This is a genomic window from Corynebacterium sp. KPL2850, from assembly GCF_040225855.1.
Taxonomy (GTDB): Bacteria; Actinomycetota; Actinomycetes; order Mycobacteriales; family Mycobacteriaceae; genus Corynebacterium.
The window spans coordinates 64,537-86,811 of record NZ_JBEHFV010000003.1; the positions used below are offsets into that span (position 1 = coordinate 64,537).

A 22,275-nucleotide genomic window follows, 5' to 3' on the forward strand; every position below is an offset into this window, starting at 1 on the left:
AGAATGCGAATTCTGTAGCCCTATAGGGACTATTCGTGTAATGAGATATTACTGCCCACCTGTTGAGAAATCAAAGCATGGTGAAAATACAATAAATGCCCCATCGCGTGTGCGATGGGGCGAGGAGAAAGGGCGGCTGAGAACTAGTCGAGCTCGGCGAAGGCTTTTTCCATGCGGTCGAGTGCCTCGCCCAAGATTTCGCGGGAGGTAGCGAAGTTCAACCGCGCGTGGCCGGGGCCGCCGGTGCCGAAGGTATCGCCCTCGTTGAGGGCGACGCGGGCGTTTTCGCGCAGCCACTTAGCGGGCTGGGGATTGCCGGCGATGGCGGTATCGGAAAAGTCTAGCCACAACAGGTAGGTGGCCTGTGGCTGCGAGGTCTTTAGCCCAGGGATGCGCTGCGGGAGTTCTTCCACCAACCAGTCGCGGGTTTCGCGCAGGTACTCAATTTCCTCGTCCAAGAAGTCCCCGCCGTGGCGGTAGGCGGCCTCGGCGGCAAGCACGCCCAAGGTGCCGGTGCCGTCTTTGGCCACGCCGGTAAGCCCGTTCCACTTCTGGGCATCGGCGGCATTGGAAAAGATGATCTGCGCGCATTTGAGGCCCGCGGTATTAAAGGCCTTGGAGGTGGCGGTGACGGTGATGGTGCGCTGCGCTGCTTCCTCGCTTAGCGATGCCACCGGAATATGCTTTCCTTCATAGACCAGCGGGGCATGGATCTCATCGGCCAAGATGCGGGCATCGTATTTCTCCGCCAACTCCACCAGCCCGCGGAGGTAGTCCTCCGACAAGACGTGGCCGTGCGGGTTATAGGGGTTGGCCAAGAGAATCGAACCGGCGCCGTCCTTGAAAGCCTGCTCAATCTCATCTAGCTCGAGGCTGGTTTCGATCTTCTCGCGCCCCGCCGTGCGGGGTAGTTCCAGCAGCGGTGGGTAGGAGGGCACGGGCACGATGACGGGGGAATCATCGCGGGTAAAGTACTGCACGCCGAGCAAGAGGCCGCGGACGACATCGCCTATCCAGAAGATGTGATCGGCATTGGGGCGCCAGTCGTAGCGCTCCGCATAGAAATCGGCGACAGCCTCGCGCAGCCCCGAGGCCTTGGGGGAGGGGGTATAGCCGAAGGTTTCATTATCCACCATCTCCTGCAGCGCCTTCTTGACGGCGGGGGCGGTGGGGAAATCGGACTCCGCGATCCACAGCGGGAGGACGTCTTCATCGAAGACGGTCCACTTGCGGGTTCCGCGGGCTTGCAACTCTTCTAGGCTAGGAAACTGCATGCACACAAGCTTAACGCTTTAAGCGCAGCAGTCCCAGTGGATTTATTCACTTTCTTCGCCGTGCTCGCTGCGGGAATTGGCCCCGGTAACAAAGCCGTACTTTTTCAGCCGGCGGCGGTCCGCCGCGGAGCTGGATTGGGTGAGTTTGAGCAGCTCGGCATAAATGCCGCCGGATTGCGCGAGTTCGGCAGGCGAGCCCATTTCATCGATCCGCCCTGCCTCGAGGGTGATGATGGTATCGACATCCGCGATGGTGGATAGGCGGTGCGCGATAATCAGCGTGGTCCGATCCTTCATCAGCTCATCCAGGCCGGCTTGGACGGCGCGCTCGGCCTTGGTATCCAGCGCGGAGGTGGCCTCATCGAGCACCAAGATAGGGGCATCTTTCAGCATGGCGCGCGCGACGGATACGCGCTGTTTCTGCCCGCCGGAAAGTTTTAGCCCGCGCTCACCGATGACCGTGTCATAACCATCCGGGAAGGTCTCAATGAAGTCATGGGCATTGGCGCGCTTGGCCACATCCACGATTTCTTCCTCCGTGGCCCCAGGTTTGCCATAGGCAATATTGTCGCGGATGGTGCCCGAAAAGAGGTAGGACTCTTGGAAGACCACGCCGACCGATGCGCGCAAGCGAGACGCGGTGAGGTCATCGACGCGGTGGCCCAGTACATCGAGGTGGCCAGCCGAGGGGTGATAAAGGCTCAGCAGCAGGTTGACCAGGGTGGATTTACCGCCGCCCGATTCGCCCACGAGCGCGACCTTCTGGCCCTCGTGGGCGGAAAAGGAGATGTTTGTAACGACGGGCTTTCCTTCTTCATAGGCAAAGGAGACATCATCAAAGGCAAAGACTGGCGCGCCGGGCGTTGGCTCCAATGGGGCGATGGGGGTGAGGTTGAGATCGGGGGTGCCGGAATCCGTGATTGCTGCGACCAGCTCGCGCGGGGCGGTGGGCTCTAAGTCTTCTTCCATGACCTTGAAGTAGTCGCGTGAGCCGGCGATAGCGCGCTGGGCCGTATCGATCATCCAGCTCATCATGAATACGGGCTGCTTGGCCATGGTGACCATTTGCAAGAGCATGACCATATCGCCGATGGAAAAGTGGCCTTCAAGGGTGCGCCAGAAGATGACCGCGTAGATACCCAAAAAGATAACCGCCATGGCGATGCCGCGGAAGGTATCCATCATGTGCCACCAGCGCGACTGCGGCCGCGTGGTATCGACCACGGTGCCATAGCGCTGGGCAAAATGGTCCAGCTCGCGGGATTCGGCGACGAAGGACTTGGTGACCTTGACCTGGCCTATAACTTCAGCAAAGCGGCCATTGGCCTGGTCGATGTTTTCGTTTTTAACAGCCTCAAATTTTTGCCAGCGCTTCGAGGTTAGCGCGGTCAGCCACATATAAATGGGGAAAAGCAGCGCCAATAAAATGGTCAGCGGCCAGTAATACCAGGCGGTAATGGCCAAGACCGCGATGGTCTGGATGATCATTGTGAAGAAGTTATTGGCAAAGGACTGGATAAACTGCGTGATATTCGCAATGGAGCGATCCAGCCGGGCAATGATCGTGCCGGTGACCTGATTATCGTAATAGCCCTGCGGCAGCGCCAAGAGCTTGGCAAAGTAGCGATTGGATAAAATCTGGCGCAAGCGCGAGACCATGACATCGCCGATATAGCTGCCGACATTCCGGAATAAAGCATTGGCGGCATCGGCCAGGAAAAGGGCGAGGGCTAGGAAGAGGACGGCACGGAGGGTATCGCCAAGCGGCTCGTTTGTTTGCAGCGCCTCAACGATGATGTCGGTGGTTTCCCTGGTAAGGAAGGGTGAAATCAACGCTAGGACGGCGGTGACCGTCGCTGCGAGCAAGACGCCGAGATAATAAGGCCACAGGGCAGAAGCGCTGCGGGTAATGCGTACGAGGGATTTCATGGGGGGATGCTCAATTCAAAGACGCGCGGAGGAAGAGTACCTAAAAGAGACAGTCCAGTATGCCACACGCCACGGCGCGCAGCCCAGATGCATACCTTGGGCGGGCTTTCGGCTAAGGTATCTGTGCAGAAATAAAGTTATCTTCGCGTGCAAAGGATCCATCCACGGTGAAAATTTCTCACACTTTAGGCGCAGGCGTGGTCAGCCTTCTCGCCGTGACCCTGGCCGGATGCAGCATTCTCCAGCCGGAAGAGACCGGGTTGGGGGACAATATCACCGTCTCCAGCTCGGAAGAAGCGCCTTATCAAGCGGAAGACACCGACGATAAGGAGGTTACTTCCAACCTGGCGAGCCCGGTGAAAGATGCCGGCCTCGGGGTCAGCTGGGAGCTGCAGGGGGTTTATGCGGATAATAATTCCGGCGGCTCCGTGGTGACCATTTTGCTCAAGAATGAAAACGAAATGGCCCTGCCCACCGATGCCTTCGATGACCCCGTCCTTGAGCGCGCCGACGGAAACGGCGGCTGGTCTAAGGTAAAGGCCCTGCCCTATGACGAGAACTCCGCGCCTGACGTGGAACCCCCGGGCCTCGATCACCCGCTGGGCGCGGGCGCCTCGGTCAACCTGCAATACCGTTACGATGTTGCACCAGGCAACCTCTGGAATGCTCGCCTGCACATTGGAAACGTCACCTGGGTGGGGGATCTGAACCTATGACGGAACGGGTAGTCCTGGCGGGTGCTGATGGGAAAGCCATTGGTACTGCCCTCAAATCTGAGGTGCATACCACCGACACCGCCTTGCACTTTGCCTTTTCCGCGTGGGTTACCTGCCAAGGCAAGGTACTCATCACCCGCCGGGCGCTGAGCAAGCAAACCTGGCCCGGCGTGTGGACCAATTCCTTTTGCGGGCATCCTGGCCCGGGAGAGCCGACTGCCGATGCCGTCATTCGCCGCGCTGAGTTCGAGTTAGGGATTCCCGCGGACGCGCTATCTAACCTGCGCGAGGTGCTGCCCACCTTTTCTTATCGGGCGGTAGATTCTTCCGGCCTGGTGGAAAATGAAATCTGCCCCGTCTACTGCGTAGAGCTCGACTCCCAAGCGCAGTGGCAGCCGAACTCGGACGAGGTCGACTCTTGGGAATGGGTCGAGCCAACTCGCCTCATCGCCGCAACCGATGCCGTGCCGGCGGTATTTAGCCCGTGGATGTGCGAGGAACTGGCGGAAGCTGAATTGCGCACGGCGCTTCAGGCGTAGTAGCAGTTAGTCCTCTTCATAAAACGCCGCCGCCACGTAATCCAGGGTGGCATAAGCAATGCGCCGATCCCCGGTATCCAAATCAAACTCGAGGACGCGGTGGTCGCTGCCATAGCGAGGGAAACCCGGCTCGCCGGTGGTGGCGAAGTGGTAGAGCCACTCATTTAGCTCGCAGTCGGTGCCGAAGAGCGGGTAGAGCTCATCGCAGTGCAGCGCCGGCTTAAGCTTCCTCGTAAACTCCATCATCCAGGTAGGCCCTGGCGCGCCGGAGGCTACCTGCGCCGTCCAGCGGCGAACGAGGGAATCGCCGATTATCCGGCCCATCAGGCGGTCCGGGTCCACGTACTGCGCGAGCTGGCGCCATTGCGTGTAGCGCCCGTGTGGGAAGCCGAAGCGTTGGGAAAGGTAATTACAAATAAACTTGCCCAGGGCCATATTATCGATGCGCTTGCCGGCCGGAAGATCATAAAACTCATCCCGGGTAGAGCTCACCACGATGGGGATATCCGCCAATTCGGAGGCCTGCATCGGCGCTGGGCCGAGGGCCAAGTCATAGCGGTGCTTCTTGCGGAACTTTTTGTAGCCCTTTTCTAATGCCTCGGGCGACAGCGATTCCAAAGCGCTTTGTTCGATGGGCACCGAGAGGTACCTGTGCAATCCCGCCACGCGGTGTTCAAAAGTGTCGCGGGGATAGGCAGGCGATAGGGCGAGGACCCGCCGAAAAGCACCGCGGTAGTGATCGCGCCGGGCAAGCCACAGGCTAATCGCCGCGCCGGCGGATTGGCCCACCAGGGTGATATTCGTTTTATCCCCGCCAAAGGATTCGATATTGTCCTGTAACCACTCCAAAGCCAGCACGCAGTCATCGATGCCGCGGTAGCGGTCCGCTTCATCGTCGGCAAAGCGAGCAAATCCGGCTAGGCCCACGCGGTAGCCCACCCGGACCTGGATGATGCCCTTGCGGGCAGTTACCGTGCCTGGCACCCGCTCGTCCTCATGCGAGCCGCCTTCGAAGCTTCCCCCGTGGATATAGACCACCACGGGGCAATCCGCAGCGTTTTCGGGGGCGGTGATGCTGAGTGCTACCTCGTCCGGTTGAGGTGTCCGTGCATCCTGGTCGAGGGGCTGCTCCAGTGGCCGCGCCGGGGCGAAGCGGCTAGGGATTTCGCAAAAGCGCAGCGAATGAAAGTAGGAGAGGCCATCGCGGCTAAAGCCGGTGATGCGTCCAGATGGGGTGGCAATGGTGACGGGTATCTGTGCGCTCGACATACCTGCCAGATTACCGTGGGGAAGTAATATAAGAACCCATGGAGTGGTTGACTGAGGTGAGCAGCGCATTTTCGCAGTTCTTGGTGCAGGCGCCCGTGTGGGTACAGATGATCATCGTGGTCATCATCGTGGTGCCCATCATGATTGGCCTTGCGTGGTGCCTGATGTGGGCCGTGGACCGCAGCGCTGCCCTAATTTCCCAGTTTCGCGATCGCGGCACTACAGTAAAAGACCATGGCTGAACAACATTCGGAGGGCGCGGGCAATAACGCAGCTAGCGGCGACGTACCCGGCGCCAGCTCGGATAGGATTCAGCCGGTAGATCCCCGCGAAGGCCTGTGGGATCCAGAGCGCAAAAAGGATGAGCGCGCTACAACTACGCCGGTTGCCGGCACCTCCCAGTCCGTTCGCCGCAAGCGCTCCCTGCCCAAATCGCGGGTCTCGCTTACGCTGTGGTCCATGATTGCGCTAGTTCTCATCGTTGCACTCATCGGCAGCCTGTGGCCCTAGGGCAAGCTGGTGGATTGCTCCAATAAATAGGCCACTCTGGTGTTATAAGCCCTGAATAATTACAGCTTCGATCGTGGGTGAAACGCGTTGATACGCTCTCCGGTTGGTACAGTAGGCACAGATTATTATTAGCTGTGCGAAAGGATATCGCGTGACCCTGCAACAAGTGCACACCCCGGCGGAATTTACCATTGAGCCGGGGGAGACCTGCCTCACCGCCCTAATGGATACCGCGAAGAAGCGTCCGCACGGCGTCATGTTTACCCGCCCAGCAAATTACGAGTGGGTCAATGTCACCGGTAAAGAATTTATCGATGAGGTCTTTGAAGTAGCTCAGGGTTTAATCGCGCTAGGCGTGAAGCAGGGCGATCGCATTGCCCTCATTTCTGCTACCCGCTACGAATGGTCCCTGCTGGACTACGCCATTTGGGCAGCCGGCGCGGCATCGGTTCCGGTCTATCCCTCCTCATCTGCCTCCCAGGTGCGCTGGATCATTGAGGATTCCGGGGCGGTGCTGGCCATTACCGAAACCCGCGAGCACTCCGAATTGGTAGAAAACTTGGTCCTACAAGACGACGGGGAACCAAACCTGAAGGGCTCGCCATCGCAGCTGCGGCGCGTACTAGAGATTAATTCTTCTGCTATCGATACCTTGAAATTCGAAGGCCGCAGCATTGGTACCGAGGAGGTGTCTGCGCGCATTGCCGCCACCAATACCGATGATCTTGCCTCCTTGGTGTATACCTCCGGCACCACCGGCCGGCCGAAGGGTTGCATCCTGACGCACCGGAATTGGCTCTCAGAAGCTAGGGCGCTGACCACCAATCCCATCGGCGTATTCGCCGTGCCGGGTAGCCACACCCTGACATTTTTGCCCTTGGCCCACGTCTTTTCCCGTGCCGTATCGATCGCCGTGGCCATTCGCGGTGCTTCACAGAATCACTGGTCCGATTTTTCCACCATCTCCATCGAATTCGCCCGCTCTCGCCCCAACGTGATTTTGGGCGTGCCGCGCGTATTTGAAAAGGTCCGCAACTCTGCGGCCTCGAAGGCGGCGGATTCTGGCATCAAGAGCTTCCTTTTTGAGCAGTCCGAAAAGATTGCCATCGAATACTCCAAGGCACTCGATACGCCGGAAGGCCCAGACCGTCTGCTGAAAATTAAGCACAAGCTCTTTGACAAGCTGGTCTATTCCACCATCCGCCAGGGCGTGGGCGGCAATGTTCGGTACTGCATCACCGGCGGTTCCGCGATGGGCCACGATTTATTGCATTGGTTCCGCGGCATTGGTGTTCCCGTTTTTGAAGGCTATGGCCTGACCGAGACCGCTGCGGCCGCGGCCGTGGACTACTTGGACCAATCCATTGGTACCGTCGGACCGCCGCTGGGCGGGGTGACCATGCGCATTAACGATGACGGCGAAGTCTGCATCAAGGGCGGCATGGTCTTCCAAGGGTATTGGAATAACCCCGAGGCCACGGAGGAAGCCTTCGAGGATGGCTGGTATAACACCGGTGACTTGGGGGAAATCGACGATGATGGCAAGCTCACCATCACCGGCCGCAAGAAGGACTTGATTGTCACCGCAGGTGGTAAGAATGTATCGCCTGGCCCGATGGAGGATATCCTGCGCGGGCACCCCCTGATTTCGCAGGCCATGGTCGTAGGTGATGGTAAGCCGTTCGTGGGAGCGCTTATCACCTTGGATCCAGATATTCTCAAGCGGTGGAAATTGGACCACAATATCCCAGAAAACCGCTCCATGAGCGACATGGCTACCGACGCCACCCTGCGCGCCGAGGTGCAAGACGCCGTCAACAAGGTGAACACCACTGTCTCCCACGCGGAAGGCATCAAGAAGTTCTACATCCTAGAAAGCGACCTTACTGAGGATGAAAATGAGCTCACCCCAACGATGAAGGTCAAGCGCAACGTGGTGGCTCAACGCTACGCCAGCGCCATCGAGCACATTTACAAGCGCTAGAAAGGCGCGAAACGGGTACACCCGGGGATTTTATTCCTCGGGTGTTTTTCTTCTTGCAGGTCACAATGGGCGAAGCGCGAACCTGCCATAAACCTGTGAAACGCTTCGGAGTGTCGCGCTCTCGCGGTGGACGATCTGGCATAGAGTCATGAGTCGTCGCCGAAAACCTCAACCTCTACTAGAGGTTAGAAAAAGAAAACCGCGGAAGGAGTGGCTCGAAGCCTATGCAGAAGATCGCCGCCGAGCTGCGTCACCGCGAGCTCACCCAGGAGATTTATAATATCGGCGACGAAGTCGCGGAATACCTCGAGCACCTCATTGAAGCAATCGAGGATTGGGATGAGGAACTGTCCATGGATTGCCTGGCAGAACTCGGCGATATTGTCGACGATGCCCGCGTGGACTCGGGCCGCTGCGTGGGTGAGCTAATTGGGCTTCGCCAAGCGCTGGTGTCCGGTGTGCGTTCAGGAACCATCTCTGCCGCTCCCTCCGGCGCGAATGATGCGGAGGAGCCGGAGCAGCTCACCCCGCGCCTATTGGACGAGAGCTATCCCATTGCCAAGCCCATCGTCGTGCACGAACTGGCAGAAGCGCTGCGCCAGCGCACGCAGGCGGTAGCAGATTACCTCCGCGAGGTCGTGGAGTACGTGCTGGCGCAAACCGATGCCGTCGCCCGCAACCTCGACATGGTGTCCCTGCCGCACCTTTATAAGTGCACCGGGGAATCCGCGCTCATTGCCGTGCAAGCCTGGAAGCACACCGTGCTCGATACGCACCCAGCGTACGTGCGCTCCATGCGCGGGCATAACCCGCCGCAATTCCTAGAAGAACGCGCCCGCATTGCCGCGGTCGTAGAAAAAGTCCGCGCCAAGCGCGAGGCAGCCCGCCGGGCCACAACTGCATAGCTACTTTAGACTTCCTTGCTTAAAGCAAGGGGATTTTAGCGGCCACCGAGATTCCCTCTCTCGGTGGCCGTTTCATTTGTAAATGACCATCCCGCGAACCTGCCGAAATCTCCGGTGCCAGTGAGAATTCAGCGGCGAGACCACTGGGTGCGTACCGCGTTCTGGCGCGCAGAGATAGTGGCAGTGACCTCAGTGATGAAGCGTTCCGGGTGCTGTACTAACTGACGCGGGGAAAATCGTATGACGGTAAAACCCGCATCGTGCAGGCGCTTTTCGCGGGATTGGCCGGTTTGGTCCCGCGGCTTCGTTGGCATCGTGGTGGCCGCGGCGTCGTCTGGCCGCCCAACGGCTGTGGAAGAGGCCCCGGCCGTATGGTCATCGTTCGGTTCAGTGATGTCGATGATGTAGGTCTTATTGATACACAACTCCGCGGTAATGCCGGGAAGGGCAGTGTACTGAACCTCGAAAAACATTGGCCACGGAAAATCCGCCTGGATGAGCAGGGCGCGGGCAAAGGAGGCATGGGGAGACGGGGAGGCGGCGCAGCTGTGGTGGATCACGTCCCGGACGACCGCGCTATTGCGCACCCTGCCCATCCGCGCGAACTCCTGCCTGAGTTTCTTCTTCGTTATCCCTGCCCGCAAGGCAGAGTCGGCGGCAATGAGGCCTTCGCGAAAACCGTGGAATCGGGCGATATCGATCACAGCTCGGGCTGGCGAAACGGTGCGGGAGCCATGCACCAGCATCGGTTCGGGTAATTTCGTTTTGCGGTACATGCGTTCTGGATGGCGCCGATCTTTATTGGGTAAAGAGTTATGGGGAAGGGCCATTTCCACCTTTTCTTCCGCGGAGGCAAGCACCCATAGCCCGTGGACGCGGGCGGCGGACTTAGAGATGAGCACCGCGGTATAAGCGCTGCGGGCGGCGGCGATGGCGCGCAGGCGCAGCTGGGAGGATAGGCTCAAACCGTGGTAATGGTCGCGGTGTACCGCGATGCGGGGCGCGAGCTTGAGGTAGGTGCCGTTATCGAGGTCGCGGCCGAAGGTGGGATGGTTGTGCCGGATGGAAGGAATATTAGTTAGTGCTTTGCTCATGACCCCGAGCACATATGAGGCGCACGATGCCTGCTGCCCGAATGCGCGCGAGGCTGTGGAGTTCTCGTTGAATCTTCACTAAGTGTGAACCGTGGTGCTCGAGTGGCGCCACGAGCTTAAGTTATCCACACCCGCGCTATTGGTGGGTTGTGCGACTGAGCTTGATTAGTACGAATCGATTACCAAGCTAGCGGCATGCTCGCGCAAATAATCTCGAAGGTAGGGCAGGGCAAAGTCTACTTGGCCACTGGCTGGTATCTCGATTAGTTCCGAGTCAAGCAAGCGGCGGCGGTAATTGGATGCATATTGCGAGCTTTTTCCTAGGCGGGCCGTGATATCACTCATGGATGAGGGGCCATTGTCTTGCGCCATATGGAGCAGGAATGTCCGATCGATGGGGGAAAGCTCCGCTAGGGCGGGCTCATGGACTAGCTGCCCTAGCTTTCGTCGTGCTTTGGAAATGCCTTCCTGCGCAGCTTCCACCGAAATCGTATTGTCTGTTCGGTGGCGGAAAGCCCATAGGCCGACGAGCTGAATCATAAAGGGGTATCCCTGGCAAGCGGATACGGCAGATTTCAGCGCGTCCTTGTCCCAATTAACCTCTGTTTCTTCTACGGGAGCCTTGAGTGCCTTCCGGACGTCCGTATCCGCCACTCGGTCCAATTCAATACGGTTCGCACGGCGGAGAAAAGTGACAGGATTAGAGTCATCCTGGCTGGCTAAAAGCGGTTTAATCGAGGAAGGGATCCCTGCCATGACCACGGCAATATTTTCCCCTTCTCGCACGAGGTGCTGGATGGTAGCACCAAAATCGATGACCTCATCACTGCGCTGGTGGTGCATTTCATCCAACGTAATGAGCACCCCGGTGGGCTCGCCGTGGGAAATCCGGTCGAGTTCGCGCTGCGCATGGAGGAGGTCTTTCAAAGCCCTTCTTAAGGGATAGGATTCCACGGATAATGTCCTTGGATCCCATTCCATCCCTATGCCTAATTGAAAAAGGTGCAGGTTGAAACCTTTTAGCGCTGTGCGGTTGAGTTGAAGGGTATTAATAATTTCAGCTCGGAGCCGCTCTGCAAAACCGGCAGATGCCGTGTCATTAAGGATGCGCCAACCGCGATCTGACGCGGTGTCTTCGAAAGCATTGAGCAACACCGTCTTGCCGATACCGCGCGGACCCACGACGAGAGAAATACGTTCATGGGATCCGGGGCCATCGTCCAAGGCATAAGCGAACTCCTCAATGGAGTCTTTACGGCCAGCTAGGTAGGGAGGCGTGGCTCCAAGCGTGGCGGTAAACGGATTCTTCCGGTGGGTCATAGCTCAAGTGTAAAACACCGCGCTTGTGTACGCTTGTTTATCTTTTGAATTTTGTTTATAAAACTATTAGGTACCGAAACCAACGGGACTGGTTGGTTTCGGTGAGGACGCTATACCGCAGGGGGAGGGGTGACCTTGTCCAGCTGCTCGGTAATCTGCGGCCACAGCTGGCCCATGATGTCATCCCAGGTAAGGATCCACACGGCCTTGTCTTTGTCCGCTTTGCCTACGACCACGAGCTGCTCATTGCGGGCGCGCATGTGATCGAGCGTCTTTTGCACGGTGGTGGCGGAAGAGACGGAGATCGGGGCGCGGGAGAATTCGAGGACGGGGGTATCGGGATCCGCCATGAGGGTATCGCGTACGTGCACCACGCGGGGCACGCGGGAATCCTTGGGGAAGACGAGCACGCGCATGATGTTTTTGCGCAGGACGAGCTCTTGGAGCTGTTCCACCGTGGCATCGGAAGGCAGGGGCACAACTTCGGAGCCGTGGGCGCGCGCCATGGCGCCCACCGTGGAGTTCTCGAGCTCGATGACATCGGAAATCTGGTTGGCGGAATTATCGTCAAGCGCGCCGGTCTCGCGGGAGTGCTCGACCAAGGTGCGCAGCGTCTCGGCATCGTAGCCGGCAGCGCCGGCGCGGTCGACCGGTTCCTCACCCGTCATGGCCACCAACTTATTGGCCATCGTGTTAATCCACTTCAACAGCGGACGGAAGACCCACACGAATCCGCGGGCGGGGATGGCAATGACCTGCAGGGCAGATTCTGGGTGGGCGATGGCCCAGGACTTGGGCGCCATTTCACCCAGCACCAAGTGTAGGAAGGTGACGATGAATAGCGCGAGGATGAAGCTGGCGACATCGGCAATGCCCAGCGGCAGGCCAAGGGCCTCTAGCGGGGTCATCAGGAGGTGATGGACCCAGGGCTTGGTCACGGCGCCGAGCACGAAGGTGGCAGCAGTAATGCCCAATTGCGCGCCCGCCAGCATGATGGTCAGCTCATTGAGCGAGCGCAGGCCGGCGCGGGCGGTGCGCGAGGATTCCGCGTTTTCTTCAAGCCGGTTGCGGCGCGAGCCCATGAGGGAAAACTCGATGACCACGAAGAAGCCGGAAGCCGCAATAATGAGCAGCGTGACGATGAGGTTGAACCACCACGTATCGGTCATTATGCCTCCTCCTCTTCTTCTTCGCTGTCATGAACGTAGTCCTCAATAAGCTCGATGGCCAGGGAGGATGGCACGTGGCGGTCTACGTCATCCACGCGCATGCGAATGGAGCGAGTCGGTGCTTCGTCCTGATCCACCCAGTCGTCCGGCTCGGCCTCTAGGTCGATGGTGTGGACCTCGCCTACCTCTGGCAGGGCGCCGGCATGTGCGATGAGCAGGCCGGCGATGGTTTCAAAATCGCCCTCCGGAAGATCGTGGCCAATGGCGCGCTCGATTTCATCCAGCGGCGTATCGCCATCCACCAGCCAGTGGGATTCGTCCTGCTCGGTGATTTCTTCGGTTTCCTCGATATCGTGCTCATCGGTGACATCGCCCAAGATCTCTTCGGCCAAGTCCTCCATGGTGACGATGCCGACAAATCCGCCGTACTCATCGATGACGCAGGCCAGCTTTTGTTCTTCGCCGCGCAGTTCATCGACGACATCGGGAAGCGGCATAAGCTCCGGAACTACCAAGGGCTCGCGCATGATGGCAGTAGCGCTAGTGGCAGCAGGGAGATCGGAGCCCAAGACATCGAAAAGATGCACCACGCCGATGGGATTGTGCTCATCATCGATGACGGGGTAGCGCGTGTGGTTTTCAGACATCAATTCGCGCACCTCACCCAAGGTGGTGCCTGGGTCGATCACGTCCACGCGGGAGCGGGGGATCATGGCGTGCTCGACGTCGTGCTCGGGAAAGTCGAGCAAACGGTCCAAGACCATATAAGTATCCTCATCCAAAACGCCGGTTTCGTGCGAGGAATCGACGATGGACTCGAGGTCATCGGCAGTAGCAGAAGAATCGACGTCTTCTACCGGCTCGATGCGAAATAGCTTCAAAATCGCGTTGGAGGAGAACTCAAAGAAGCGGATGAGCCAGCCGAAAATGCGCAGGTACCACTGCGTGGACGCCGCCAGGCGCAGCGCCGTTTTCATGGGCGCGGCGATGGTGTAGTTCTTGGGGAAAAGCTCCGCGAAAAGCATCGTGGCGATGGTGGAAATAAACAGCGCTGCGATGGTGCCGATAGCCACGGATACGCCGGTGGGAATGCCCACGCCGCCGAGCAGCACGCCCAGGCCTTGGCCCACTAGGGGCTCTGCCACATAACCAATGAGCAGGCCGGTAATGGTGATGCCGAGCTGCGCGCCGGAGAGCATGAAAGAGGTGCGCTTGGTGATGTCGAGCGCGCGCTGGGCGGATTTATCACCTTCAGCGGCCATGGACCGCAATTGGGTGCGGTCCACAGACATGAATGAAAACTCTTGCGCCACGAAATAAGCGTTCGCGACGATGATGATTCCGATGACGACAAAGCCTGCCAGGATCATCAAAATAGCCGATAACATGAGTTACTCCCCACCGCCTATAAGGTGGCGGGGACATCGACTGGGAGGCTCCACTGAAGGTACCTTTCTATACGCGGGAAGTTGGCAATATACTACATGTTTAACACCCATTTCGGCCATTTTGTTCCCCTCCTATTAGGGTTTGATTCATGACTGAACCATTCGGGCTGTATATCCACGTTCCCTTTTGCGCCACCCGCTGCGGCTATTGCGATTTCAATACCTATACCCCCGGCGAGTTGGGCAGCCCGCGCGATCTCACTGGCCCGTACCTCGACGCCCTGGACAAGGAGTTGGAGATGGCGGCTGGCCGCGTGGGGCGCACCGCGGATACGGTCTTCATCGGCGGTGGCACGCCCTCGCTCTTGGGAGGCCAGGGCCTGAGCCGCATCCTGGACACGGTGCGTTCTACCTTTGGCCTAACCCCAGGCGCGGAGGTCACCACCGAGTCCAATCCGGAGTCCACCTCGCCGGAGTACTTTGCCGCGCTTGCCGATGCCGGCTTTAACCGCATCAGCCTCGGCATGCAGTCTGCCTCGCACAGCGTGCTCCAGGTGCTCGAGCGCGCCCACACCCCTGGACGTGCGTTTGACGCCACGCGCGAAGCCCGTGCTGCCGGTTTCCAACACGTCAACCTCGACATGATTTACGGCACGCCCACCGAAACCGACGATAACGTCCGCGAGACCTTGGACCGCGTGCTCGAGACCGGCGTCGACCACGTCAGCGCGTACTCCCTCATCGTGGAAGACGGCACCCGCATGGCCCGCAAGGTCAATAAGGGGCTACTGCCCGCCCCAGATGAAGACGTGCTGGCCCGGCGCTACGAAATGATTTCTACGGCCCTCGAGGACGCCGGCTTTGAGTGGTACGAGGTCTCCAATTGGTCGCTGCCCGGCGGCGAATGCGAGCACAACCGCATCTACTGGGTGGACGGCAACTGGTGGGGCGCAGGTCCCGGTGCCTACTCCCACTTAGGCGACGAGCGCTTTTATAACGTCAAGCACCCCAACCGCTATATCCAAACGATAGGAAAGGGTGAGCTGCCCATTAAAGACAGCGAAACCCTGACGGGTGCCGATCGCCACATGGAAAAGGTGATGCTCGGCCTGCGCCTGCGCGAGGGCATCCCAGAATCCTGGCTCGATGCCCACGCTGCCCCGGCATTGGAGGACTTCATCGACCGCGGCCTGCTCGAGCGCGCCGGCCAGCGCGTGCGCGTGACCAAGCCTGGGCGCCTGCTTGCCGATGGCATCGTCTCCGATCTCCTCATCGCCGAAGAGTCCTAGCCGCCGTCAGAAAGTTCTTATATTTTCCCCTGAACCACCAAAACCCCTTATTCGGGCTTATTCTTGTTAGACTTTTAAGATTGGCACTGGATTTACGCTGTATTTATAGAGAGACGCCGGTACATCGACTTAAACAAACCCGCAGAGAATAGGAGCACTTGAAGTGTCCACCTCAACTGATGCCCGCCGCAAGGAGGTCCTGCGGGCCATCGTTGCGGATTACATTGCCTCCCAGGAACCTGTTGGTTCTAAAACGCTGGTAGAGCGTTACCGGCTGGGCGTTTCTTCCGCGACCATCCGCAATGATATGGCCGTGCTGGAATCCCAAGGGTTGATTTCGCAGCAGCATGCCAGTTCTGGGCGCGTTCCCACGCAGCAGGGCTACCGGCAGTTCGTTGATTCTCTGCACGAGGTTAAGCCGCTTTCTACCCCGGAGCGCAAGGCGATGCTGAATTTCCTGGAAGGCGGGGTAGACCTCGAAGATGTGCTGCGCCGCTCCGTGCAGCTTTTGGCCCAGGTCACCGAGCAGGCGGCCGTGGTGCAGCTGCCCAATTTGAAGGTCTCGCGCGTCAAGCACTGCGAGGTCGTCACGCTATCTCCGGTGCGGGTGCTGCTGGTGCTGATTACGGATAACGGCCGCGTGGATCAACGCAACGTGGAACTAGATGAGGTCATTGACCAGGATCAGACGTATCGCCTTCGGGACATCGTCAATAATGCGTTGGTGGGCAAGACGCTTACTGATGCCTCCGTGGAGCTCGCCCACCTCGTCGATGACGCCCCGCTGGATATCCGCCACCACGTGCTCAAGGTGGCGACCACGCTCATTGAAACCTTGGTGGAACAACCTTCCGATCGCCTGATTATGGCGGGCACCTCCAACCTCACCCGCGTCGCCCGCGAATTCCCAGAAGGCCTGCCCAAAATTATCGAGGCCTTAGAAGAACAAGTCGTCGTATTGAAACTTCTGGCGCGGGTGCCGGATCTGGGCAATGTTTCCGTGGTGATTGGAGACGAAAACGAAGAGGATCAACTGCGCGATGCCTCCGTCGTTGCCGCAGGGTATGGTTTTGGAACCGGGGGACAGGCGGCGACGCTTGGCGGCCTTGGTGTGGTGGGGCCGACGTTTATGGACTATTCGGGAACAATCTCTAAGGTCTCTGCTGTTGCACAATACGTGAGTGAAATTTTGGCCGGCGAGTAGTGCGAGTAGACTAGCCGGTCGCTACATAAATTTTTTCAAGGTAATACCAACAAGACGATCGAGAAGGAATATCTCTAACAGTGGCTCGTGACTATTACGGCATCCTCGGTGTTGATAAGGACGCAACGGACCAGGAAATTAAGAAGGCGTACCGCAAGCTGGCCCGCAAGTATCACCCGGATGTGAACCCGGATGATGAGGCAGCGGCGGAGAAATTTCGCGAGGCCTCGGTAGCCCAAGAAGTTTTGCTGGATCCGCAAAAGCGCCAGATCGTCGATATGGGCGGCGATCCCATGGAGCAAGGCGGCGGTGGTGGCGCTGGCGCCGGCGGATTTAGCGGCTTCGGCGGCGGTGGCTTGGGCGATATCTTCGCCGAGTTCTTCGGCGGTGGCGCCGGCGGCGGATCCCGCGGGCCTAAGTCGCGCGTGCAGCCCGGTAACGACGCCCTCCTGCGCACCCGCATTACCCTTGAAGAGGCCTATACCGGCCTGAAGAAGAAGGTCACCGTCGATACCGCGGTGCTGTGTGATTCCTGCGGCGGCACCGGATCGAACTCTAAGTCCAAGCCCGTTACCTGCGATAACTGCAACGGTATGGGTGAAATCCAGGAGATGCAGCGCAGCTTCTTGGGCAACGTGATGACCAGCCGCCCGTGCCCGAAGTGCCAGGGGTTTGGCGAAATCATTGAGGATCCCTGCAACCAGTGCGCCGGCGATGGCCGCGTGAAAAAGCGTCGCGACCTTACGGTGTCCATCCCGGCCGGCATCAACGATGGCATGCGCATCCGCATGGCCTCCCAGGGCGAGGTTGGCCACGGCGGCGGGCCCGCAGGTGACCTTTACGTGGAGGTACACACCCAAGAACACGAGGTTTTCCAGCGCAATGCGGATGACCTGAACGTCACCGTGCACGTGCCGATGATCGATGCTGCCCTGGGCACCAACTTCACCATCGACCAGCTCAACGGCGAAGAGCTCACCATCGATATCGAGCCGGGCACCCAGCCGGGCGAGTCCATCAAGGTCGAAGGCGCGGGCATGCCACGCCTGCGCACCGATGGTTACGGCAGCCTCTTTGCCCATGTGGATGTGGTCGTCCCCAAGGATCTGGACCGCAAGAGCCGCGAGGCGCTGGAAAAGATCCGCAATACCCGCGATGAGGGCGCCCGCGTGCGCACCGCCAGCGACGGGCAGGAAGACTCCTTCTTTACCCGCCTGCGCGATAAGTTCCGCCGCTAATGTCACTGCCCGTCTTCATCCACCCGGATCTCTCCGCCGCCGAGGCCGGAGACAGCATCACGCTGTCTGGGTCCGAGGCGCGCCACGCCGTGACGGTCAAGCGGATGCAGCAGGGGGAGAAGCTGGCGCTTATCGATGGCACCGGAATCCGCCTTACCCTCACCGTCACCGAGACCTCGGGCAAGGACCACTTGAGCGGCATCGTCGAGTCCGTTACCCAGATTCCGGAGCCGAATCCGCGGGTAACCGTGGTGCAGGCGATCCCCAAATCCGAGCGCGCCGAGCTAGCCGTTGACCTAGCTACCCAAGCTGGGGCGGATGAGATCATCGCCTGGCAGGCGGATCGCTGCGTGGCTAAGTGGGACGGGAAGAAGGCGCCGAAGGCCATAACCAAATGGCAGGCCGCGGCCGAAGCGGCCGCAAAGCAATCCCGGCGAGACCGCATCCCGCAGGTTCGCGGCCCGCTGACTACCCGCCAGTTGGTTGCGGAGCTGGCAGAGCGCGCAGAATCAGCGAGCGTGCTGGTCTTGCACGAGGAAGCCACCGAATCCATCCGGGAGGTGGGCTTGCACGGCGAGGTCTTCCTCTTGGTTGGCCCCGAAGGCGGAATCGGGGAAGAAGAGCTGGCAACGCTGCGCGAGGCCGGGGCCGTTCCCATCAAATTGGGCCCGGAGGTTTTGCGCACCGCCAGCGCGGCGATGGTGGCCTTGGCGGCTATCGGCATGCGGACTGAGCGCTGGTAGCCTATTAGACGTGCCTATCATCACCAAGAAATGTGAGATCGATTCCGCGTATGTCAGCAGCGTATTGGGCAGCGCGGACGATAACCTCCGCGTGCTCAATGACCGCCTCGATGCGGACCTTTTTGCCCGCGGCAATATTGTCACCGTCACCGGCCCCGATTACGAGGTAGCCCGCGCGGCGAAGATCCTCGACGAGCTCGAAGCCATCGCTAGGCGCGGCCATGCCGTATCCACCGATACGGTCAAGCACACCATGGACATGGTCGCCGTAGAGGCGCCGCAGTCGGTGGCAGCGGCGATGGCGGCGGACATCGTCAAGCGCCGCGGCAAGTCGATCCGCCCCAAGACCGTGGGGCAGTCTGAATACGTGCAGGCCATCGACAATAATACGGTGGTCTTTGGCATTGGCCCGGCCGGTTCAGGCAAGACCTATCTGGCGGTGGCGAAGGCCGTGCAGGCCCTGCAAAATAAGCAGGTCTCGCGCATCATCCTTACCCGTCCCGCGGTCGAGGCGGGCGAAAACCTGGGCTTTTTGCCGGGTACGCTCAATGACAAGATTGACCCGTATCTGCGCCCGCTTTATGACGCGCTGCGGGACATGCTCGATCCAGAGATGATCCCCAAGCTGATGGATGCCGGCATTATCGAGGTCGCCCCGCTGGCGTATATGCGCGGTCGCACGCTCAATGATGCTTTCGTCATCCTTGATGAGGCGCAAAACACCACGCCGGCGCAGATGAAGATGTTTTTGACCCGCCTGGGCTTTGGTTCCACCATCGTGGTCACCGGCGATATCTCCCAGGTGGATCTTCCGCGCGGCCAGGTGTCCGGCCTGCGTATTGTGCGGCGGATTCTCAATAACGTGGACGATATCCACTTTGCGGATCTCAGCGCCCAAGACGTGGTGCGCCACCAGCTGGTGGGCCGCATCGTGGATGCCTATGATTCCTTTGATAATAAAAACGCTGCGGAATATGAGGGGGAATAAGTGAGTATCGAGTTTCTCAATGAGTCGGGGTTTGATGGTGTCAACGAGGAGATGCTGATCGATGTCGCCTCCTATTCCTTCGGCGCAATGGACATCAATCCCGATGCGGAATGCACCATTACCTGCGTGGACCTGAAATCCATCGAGGATCTGCACATCCGCTGGATGGACTTGGAAGGCCCTACCGATGTGATGAGCTTTCCCATGGATGAACTTACCCCCGGCGCCACTTCTGGTGGCGGGCGCCCCGATGCCGCCGATCCGGGGCCTGCCATGCTTGGCGATATCGTCTTATGCCCCGAGTTCGCCCTGCGCCAGGCCGATGCCGCCGGGCATTCGCTCGGCCACGAGCTCGCGCTATTGACGGTGCACGGTTGCCTGCACTTGTTGGGCTACGATCACGCCACCGCGGCGGAGGAAAAGGAAATGTTTGCCCGGCAGAATGAACTGCTGGCGGATTGGTACGACGACCTCGCCGCACGCGGGAAGAGCTACCAACCAAAGCCCTCGGGCCCGAAGGCCTTTCCCGATGCTGCCGAGCGAGCACGCCTTGATGAGCAGGTGCCTGGTGGCGGAATTCCTGCCATCGGGGAACCACGCGACGAGGAACCCCAAGAATAATTTCGCCCCTTCCTTTGTCTCTGTGCACAGTCAGTAGCACAATGGATAGCTATGACTATCCTTTCCATCCAGTCTCATGTCACCTACGGCCACGTGGGAAATTCCGCGGCCGTCTTTCCTCTCCAGCGCGCCGGCCACGAGGTGTGGCCCGTGCACACGGTGAACTTCTCCAACCACACCGGATACGGTGACTGGGGCGGACCGATGATTCCGGCCAGTGATGTCACGTCGATCATCGATGGCATCGAAAAGCGCGGTGCTTTTGAAGGCATCGACGCCATCCTTTCCGGTTACCAGGGTGGCTCCGACATTGCCGATGCCATCGTGGACACCGTCCGCCGCATCAAGGCCGTCAACCCCGAGGCGCTGTACGCTTGCGACCCCGTGATGGGTAATGCGAAGTCGGGCTGTTTCGTTTCTGATGACATTCCGCCGCTGCTGCGCGACCGCGTGGTGCCCGTTGCCGATATCATCACGCCAAACCAATTCGAGCTGGGCTATCTGACCGATACCGAGGTCAGCACCTTGGACCAGACCCTGGCTGCGGTGAAGAAAGCGCAGGAAATGGGGCCGAAGACGGTATTGGTTACCTCCGTAAAACGCCCGGAAACCCCAGCGGATCAGATTGAGATGCTCGCCGTCGATGGTGAGCGCGCTTTCTTGCTCTCGACCCCGCTGTTGCCGGTTAAGCGCAACGGTTCTGGTGACGTGACCGCGGCGCTGTTTACTGGCCACTACGTTGAAACGCATGACGTGAAAGAGTCGCTGCGCCGCACCGCATCTTCCGTTTACGAGCTTCTGCGCACGACGTATGAAGCAGAATCCACTGAGCTGCAGCTCATCCAGGCCCAGGACGCCTTCGCCCACCCGAGTATGCAGTTCCAGGCGGAGGAGCTATAAAGCTGCCCTGAAGGGGGATGCGGTCTGTAATTCGAGACAAGTAAACCGCAATTTTGGTGCATAACTTGGCGAATACCTATAAAGTGATAGGTGTAACTTAATCAACGACGCGATTGGAGTCCCGTCTTGTCCAGCACCGGAAGCATCAGCGCATCCCCAGACGGCCTGTTAATGGCCCTCATCCAGTACCCAGTTCCTGTAGTCAATACCCCAGAAGACGTTCAAGCAAACGTCGATGAAATCTGCCGCATGGTTGCCTCGACCAAGGCCGGCTACCCAGACCTGGATCTCATCGTCTTTCCGGAATACTCCTCTTCGGGATTGAACACCAAGATTTGGTCCTACGATGAATTCCTCATCGGGCTCGATGACCCCAAGGTGGACCAGTACAAGCAGGCTTGTAAGGACAACGACGTCTGGGGCGTCTTCTCCATCATGGAACCCAACCATGAGGAAGGAAAGCCGCCGTTCAATACTGCGATCATCATCAACTCCGACGGCGAGATTGCGTTGCACTATCGCAAGCTGCAGCCATGGACCCCCATCGAGCCGTGGTACCCGGGTGACTTGGGTATGCCGGTATGCGATGGCCCCAAGGGCTCCAAGCTCGCGGTCAATATCTGCCACGATGGCATGTTCCCAGAGCTCGCCCGCGAAGCAGCGTATAAGGGTGCCAATGTCTACATCCGCATCTCGGGTTATTCTACCCAGACCCAAGACCAGTGGATCATGACCAACAAGACCAACGCCTTCCAGAACCTGATGTACACGGCATCGGTGAACTTGGCGGGCTATGACCAGGTCTTCTACTACTTCGGTGAAGGCAATGTCTGCAACTACGACGGCCACATGATTTCTGAGGGGCACCGCAACCCGGGCGAAATCGTCACTGCAGAGGTCTTCCCAGCGCTGGCCGATAAGGCGCGCATCAACTGGGGCCTAGAAAACAACATCTTCAACTTGGGCAACCGCGGCTACGTTGGTTCCCCAGGCGGAAAGACCGAAAACTACCTCACCTGGGTAGAAGACCTCGCCAAGGGCGAGTACAAACTACCGTGGTCCGACGATGTCCGTATTAAGGACGGCTGGAAGTACTATCCGGACGGACCGCAGCTTGGCCCGCTTCCGGACGAATTCAAGAAATAGGTACACGGCTATTAGCTACTGAAGGCCCCGCACCCTCGTACATTTTGAG

Annotated in this window: 21 protein-coding genes; 14 read left to right on the forward strand and 7 right to left on the reverse strand. The window is 59.1% G+C overall.

The annotated features are described in order from the left end of the window. Window positions 1–143: 143 nt before the first annotated feature. Together ABRP93_RS01715 and ABRP93_RS01720 are read right to left on the reverse strand one after the other, a co-directional pair. The gene (locus ABRP93_RS01715) at window positions 144–1,274 is read right to left on the reverse strand and encodes a MalY/PatB family protein (protein WP_349886640.1); all 1,131 of its coding nucleotides are present in this window, start codon (window positions 1,272–1,274) and stop codon (window positions 144–146) included. Between the two features lie 42 nt (window positions 1,275–1,316). Next, window positions 1,317–3,203: an ABC transporter ATP-binding protein gene (locus tag ABRP93_RS01720; protein ID WP_349886641.1), complete on the reverse strand. Its 1,887-nt coding sequence runs from the start codon at window positions 3,201–3,203 to the stop codon at window positions 1,317–1,319. Between the two features lie 167 nt (window positions 3,204–3,370). Here ABRP93_RS01720 and ABRP93_RS01725 point away from each other — a divergent pair, with 167 nt between their 5' ends. Further along, the gene (locus tag ABRP93_RS01725) at window positions 3,371–3,919 is read left to right on the forward strand and encodes a hypothetical protein (protein ID WP_023023457.1); all 549 of its coding nucleotides are present in this window, start codon (window positions 3,371–3,373) and stop codon (window positions 3,917–3,919) included. Continuing rightward, window positions 3,916–4,458 (forward strand): isopentenyl-diphosphate Delta-isomerase, encoded by a 543-nt coding sequence (gene idi / locus ABRP93_RS01730; RefSeq protein WP_349886643.1) that lies wholly within the window; start codon window positions 3,916–3,918, stop codon window positions 4,456–4,458. The genes ABRP93_RS01725 and idi overlap by 4 nt, the downstream gene beginning before the upstream one ends. Before the next feature lie 6 nt (window positions 4,459–4,464). Here the strand turns inward: idi and ABRP93_RS01735 are convergent, their stop codons facing one another. Continuing rightward, a complete protein-coding gene (locus ABRP93_RS01735) occupies window positions 4,465–5,727 on the reverse strand; it encodes a carboxylesterase family protein (RefSeq protein WP_349886644.1) in 1,263 nt (420 codons plus the stop codon). Between the two features lie 38 nt (window positions 5,728–5,765). On the opposite strand from ABRP93_RS01735, the gene ABRP93_RS01740 reads away from it, so the two are divergent. The 4 genes from ABRP93_RS01740 (at window position 5,766) to ABRP93_RS01755 (ending at window position 9,126) form a co-directional block, all read left to right on the forward strand. Then, window positions 5,766–5,969 carry a hypothetical protein gene (locus tag ABRP93_RS01740; RefSeq protein WP_349886646.1) on the forward strand — a complete coding sequence of 68 codons (204 nt, stop codon included), beginning with the start codon at window positions 5,766–5,768 and terminating at the stop codon, window positions 5,967–5,969. Next, window positions 5,962–6,237: a hypothetical protein gene (locus tag ABRP93_RS01745; RefSeq protein ID WP_349886647.1), complete on the forward strand. Its 276-nt coding sequence runs from the start codon at window positions 5,962–5,964 to the stop codon at window positions 6,235–6,237. Before ABRP93_RS01740 ends, ABRP93_RS01745 begins: the two co-directional genes overlap by 8 nt. A gap of 151 nt (window positions 6,238–6,388) precedes the next feature. After that, a complete protein-coding gene (locus tag ABRP93_RS01750) occupies window positions 6,389–8,221 on the forward strand; it encodes an AMP-dependent synthetase/ligase (RefSeq protein WP_349886649.1) in 1,833 nt (610 codons plus the stop codon). 224 nt (window positions 8,222–8,445) lie between these two features. After that, entirely contained in the window at window positions 8,446–9,126 is a 681-nt protein-coding gene (locus tag ABRP93_RS01755) for a hypothetical protein (protein ID WP_349886651.1), read from the forward strand. A 128-nt stretch (window positions 9,127–9,254) separates the two neighbouring features. Here ABRP93_RS01755 and ABRP93_RS01760 read toward each other — a convergent pair whose 3' ends face one another. From ABRP93_RS01760 to ABRP93_RS01775, 4 genes are all read right to left on the reverse strand, one after another. After that, window positions 9,255–10,220, reverse strand: a complete 966-nt coding sequence (locus tag ABRP93_RS01760) for a hypothetical protein (RefSeq protein WP_349886652.1) — start codon at window positions 10,218–10,220, stop codon at window positions 9,255–9,257. Between the two features lie 165 nt (window positions 10,221–10,385). Then, window positions 10,386–11,540: a DUF8462 domain-containing protein gene (locus ABRP93_RS01765; RefSeq protein WP_349886653.1), complete on the reverse strand. Its 1,155-nt coding sequence runs from the start codon at window positions 11,538–11,540 to the stop codon at window positions 10,386–10,388. A gap of 110 nt (window positions 11,541–11,650) precedes the next feature. Next, window positions 11,651–12,709 (reverse strand): CNNM domain-containing protein, encoded by a 1,059-nt coding sequence (locus tag ABRP93_RS01770; RefSeq protein ID WP_284624370.1) that lies wholly within the window; start codon window positions 12,707–12,709, stop codon window positions 11,651–11,653. Further along, complete coding sequence (locus ABRP93_RS01775; RefSeq protein ID WP_349886655.1) at window positions 12,709–14,097, reverse strand: hemolysin family protein; 1,389 nt, start codon at window positions 14,095–14,097, stop codon at window positions 12,709–12,711. Before ABRP93_RS01775 ends, ABRP93_RS01770 begins: the two co-directional genes overlap by 1 nt. A gap of 149 nt (window positions 14,098–14,246) precedes the next feature. Here ABRP93_RS01775 and hemW point away from each other — a divergent pair, with 149 nt between their 5' ends. From hemW to ABRP93_RS01815, 8 genes are all read left to right on the forward strand, one after another. Further along, window positions 14,247–15,386, forward strand: a complete 1,140-nt coding sequence (gene hemW, locus ABRP93_RS01780; RefSeq protein ID WP_349886656.1) for a radical SAM family heme chaperone HemW — start codon at window positions 14,247–14,249, stop codon at window positions 15,384–15,386. A gap of 163 nt (window positions 15,387–15,549) precedes the next feature. Continuing rightward, window positions 15,550–16,590: a heat-inducible transcriptional repressor HrcA gene (gene hrcA / locus ABRP93_RS01785; RefSeq protein WP_023023433.1), complete on the forward strand. Its 1,041-nt coding sequence runs from the start codon at window positions 15,550–15,552 to the stop codon at window positions 16,588–16,590. 80 nt (window positions 16,591–16,670) lie between these two features. After that, window positions 16,671–17,828 (forward strand): molecular chaperone DnaJ, encoded by a 1,158-nt coding sequence (gene dnaJ, locus ABRP93_RS01790; RefSeq protein ID WP_349886657.1) that lies wholly within the window; start codon window positions 16,671–16,673, stop codon window positions 17,826–17,828. After that, the gene (locus ABRP93_RS01795; protein ID WP_349886658.1) at window positions 17,828–18,571 is read left to right on the forward strand and encodes a 16S rRNA (uracil(1498)-N(3))-methyltransferase; all 744 of its coding nucleotides are present in this window, start codon (window positions 17,828–17,830) and stop codon (window positions 18,569–18,571) included. Before dnaJ ends, ABRP93_RS01795 begins: the two co-directional genes overlap by 1 nt. A gap of 10 nt (window positions 18,572–18,581) precedes the next feature. Beyond that, the gene (locus ABRP93_RS01800) at window positions 18,582–19,559 is read left to right on the forward strand and encodes a PhoH family protein (RefSeq protein ID WP_349886659.1); all 978 of its coding nucleotides are present in this window, start codon (window positions 18,582–18,584) and stop codon (window positions 19,557–19,559) included. Then, window positions 19,560–20,180 carry an rRNA maturation RNase YbeY gene (gene ybeY, locus ABRP93_RS01805; protein WP_349886660.1) on the forward strand — a complete coding sequence of 207 codons (621 nt, stop codon included), beginning with the start codon at window positions 19,560–19,562 and terminating at the stop codon, window positions 20,178–20,180. A 51-nt stretch (window positions 20,181–20,231) separates the two neighbouring features. After that, complete coding sequence (gene pdxY / locus ABRP93_RS01810; RefSeq protein ID WP_349886662.1) at window positions 20,232–21,080, forward strand: pyridoxal kinase PdxY; 849 nt, start codon at window positions 20,232–20,234, stop codon at window positions 21,078–21,080. A gap of 126 nt (window positions 21,081–21,206) precedes the next feature. Next, window positions 21,207–22,226: a formamidase gene (locus tag ABRP93_RS01815; RefSeq protein ID WP_349886663.1), complete on the forward strand. Its 1,020-nt coding sequence runs from the start codon at window positions 21,207–21,209 to the stop codon at window positions 22,224–22,226. Window positions 22,227–22,275: the final 49 nt, after the last annotated feature.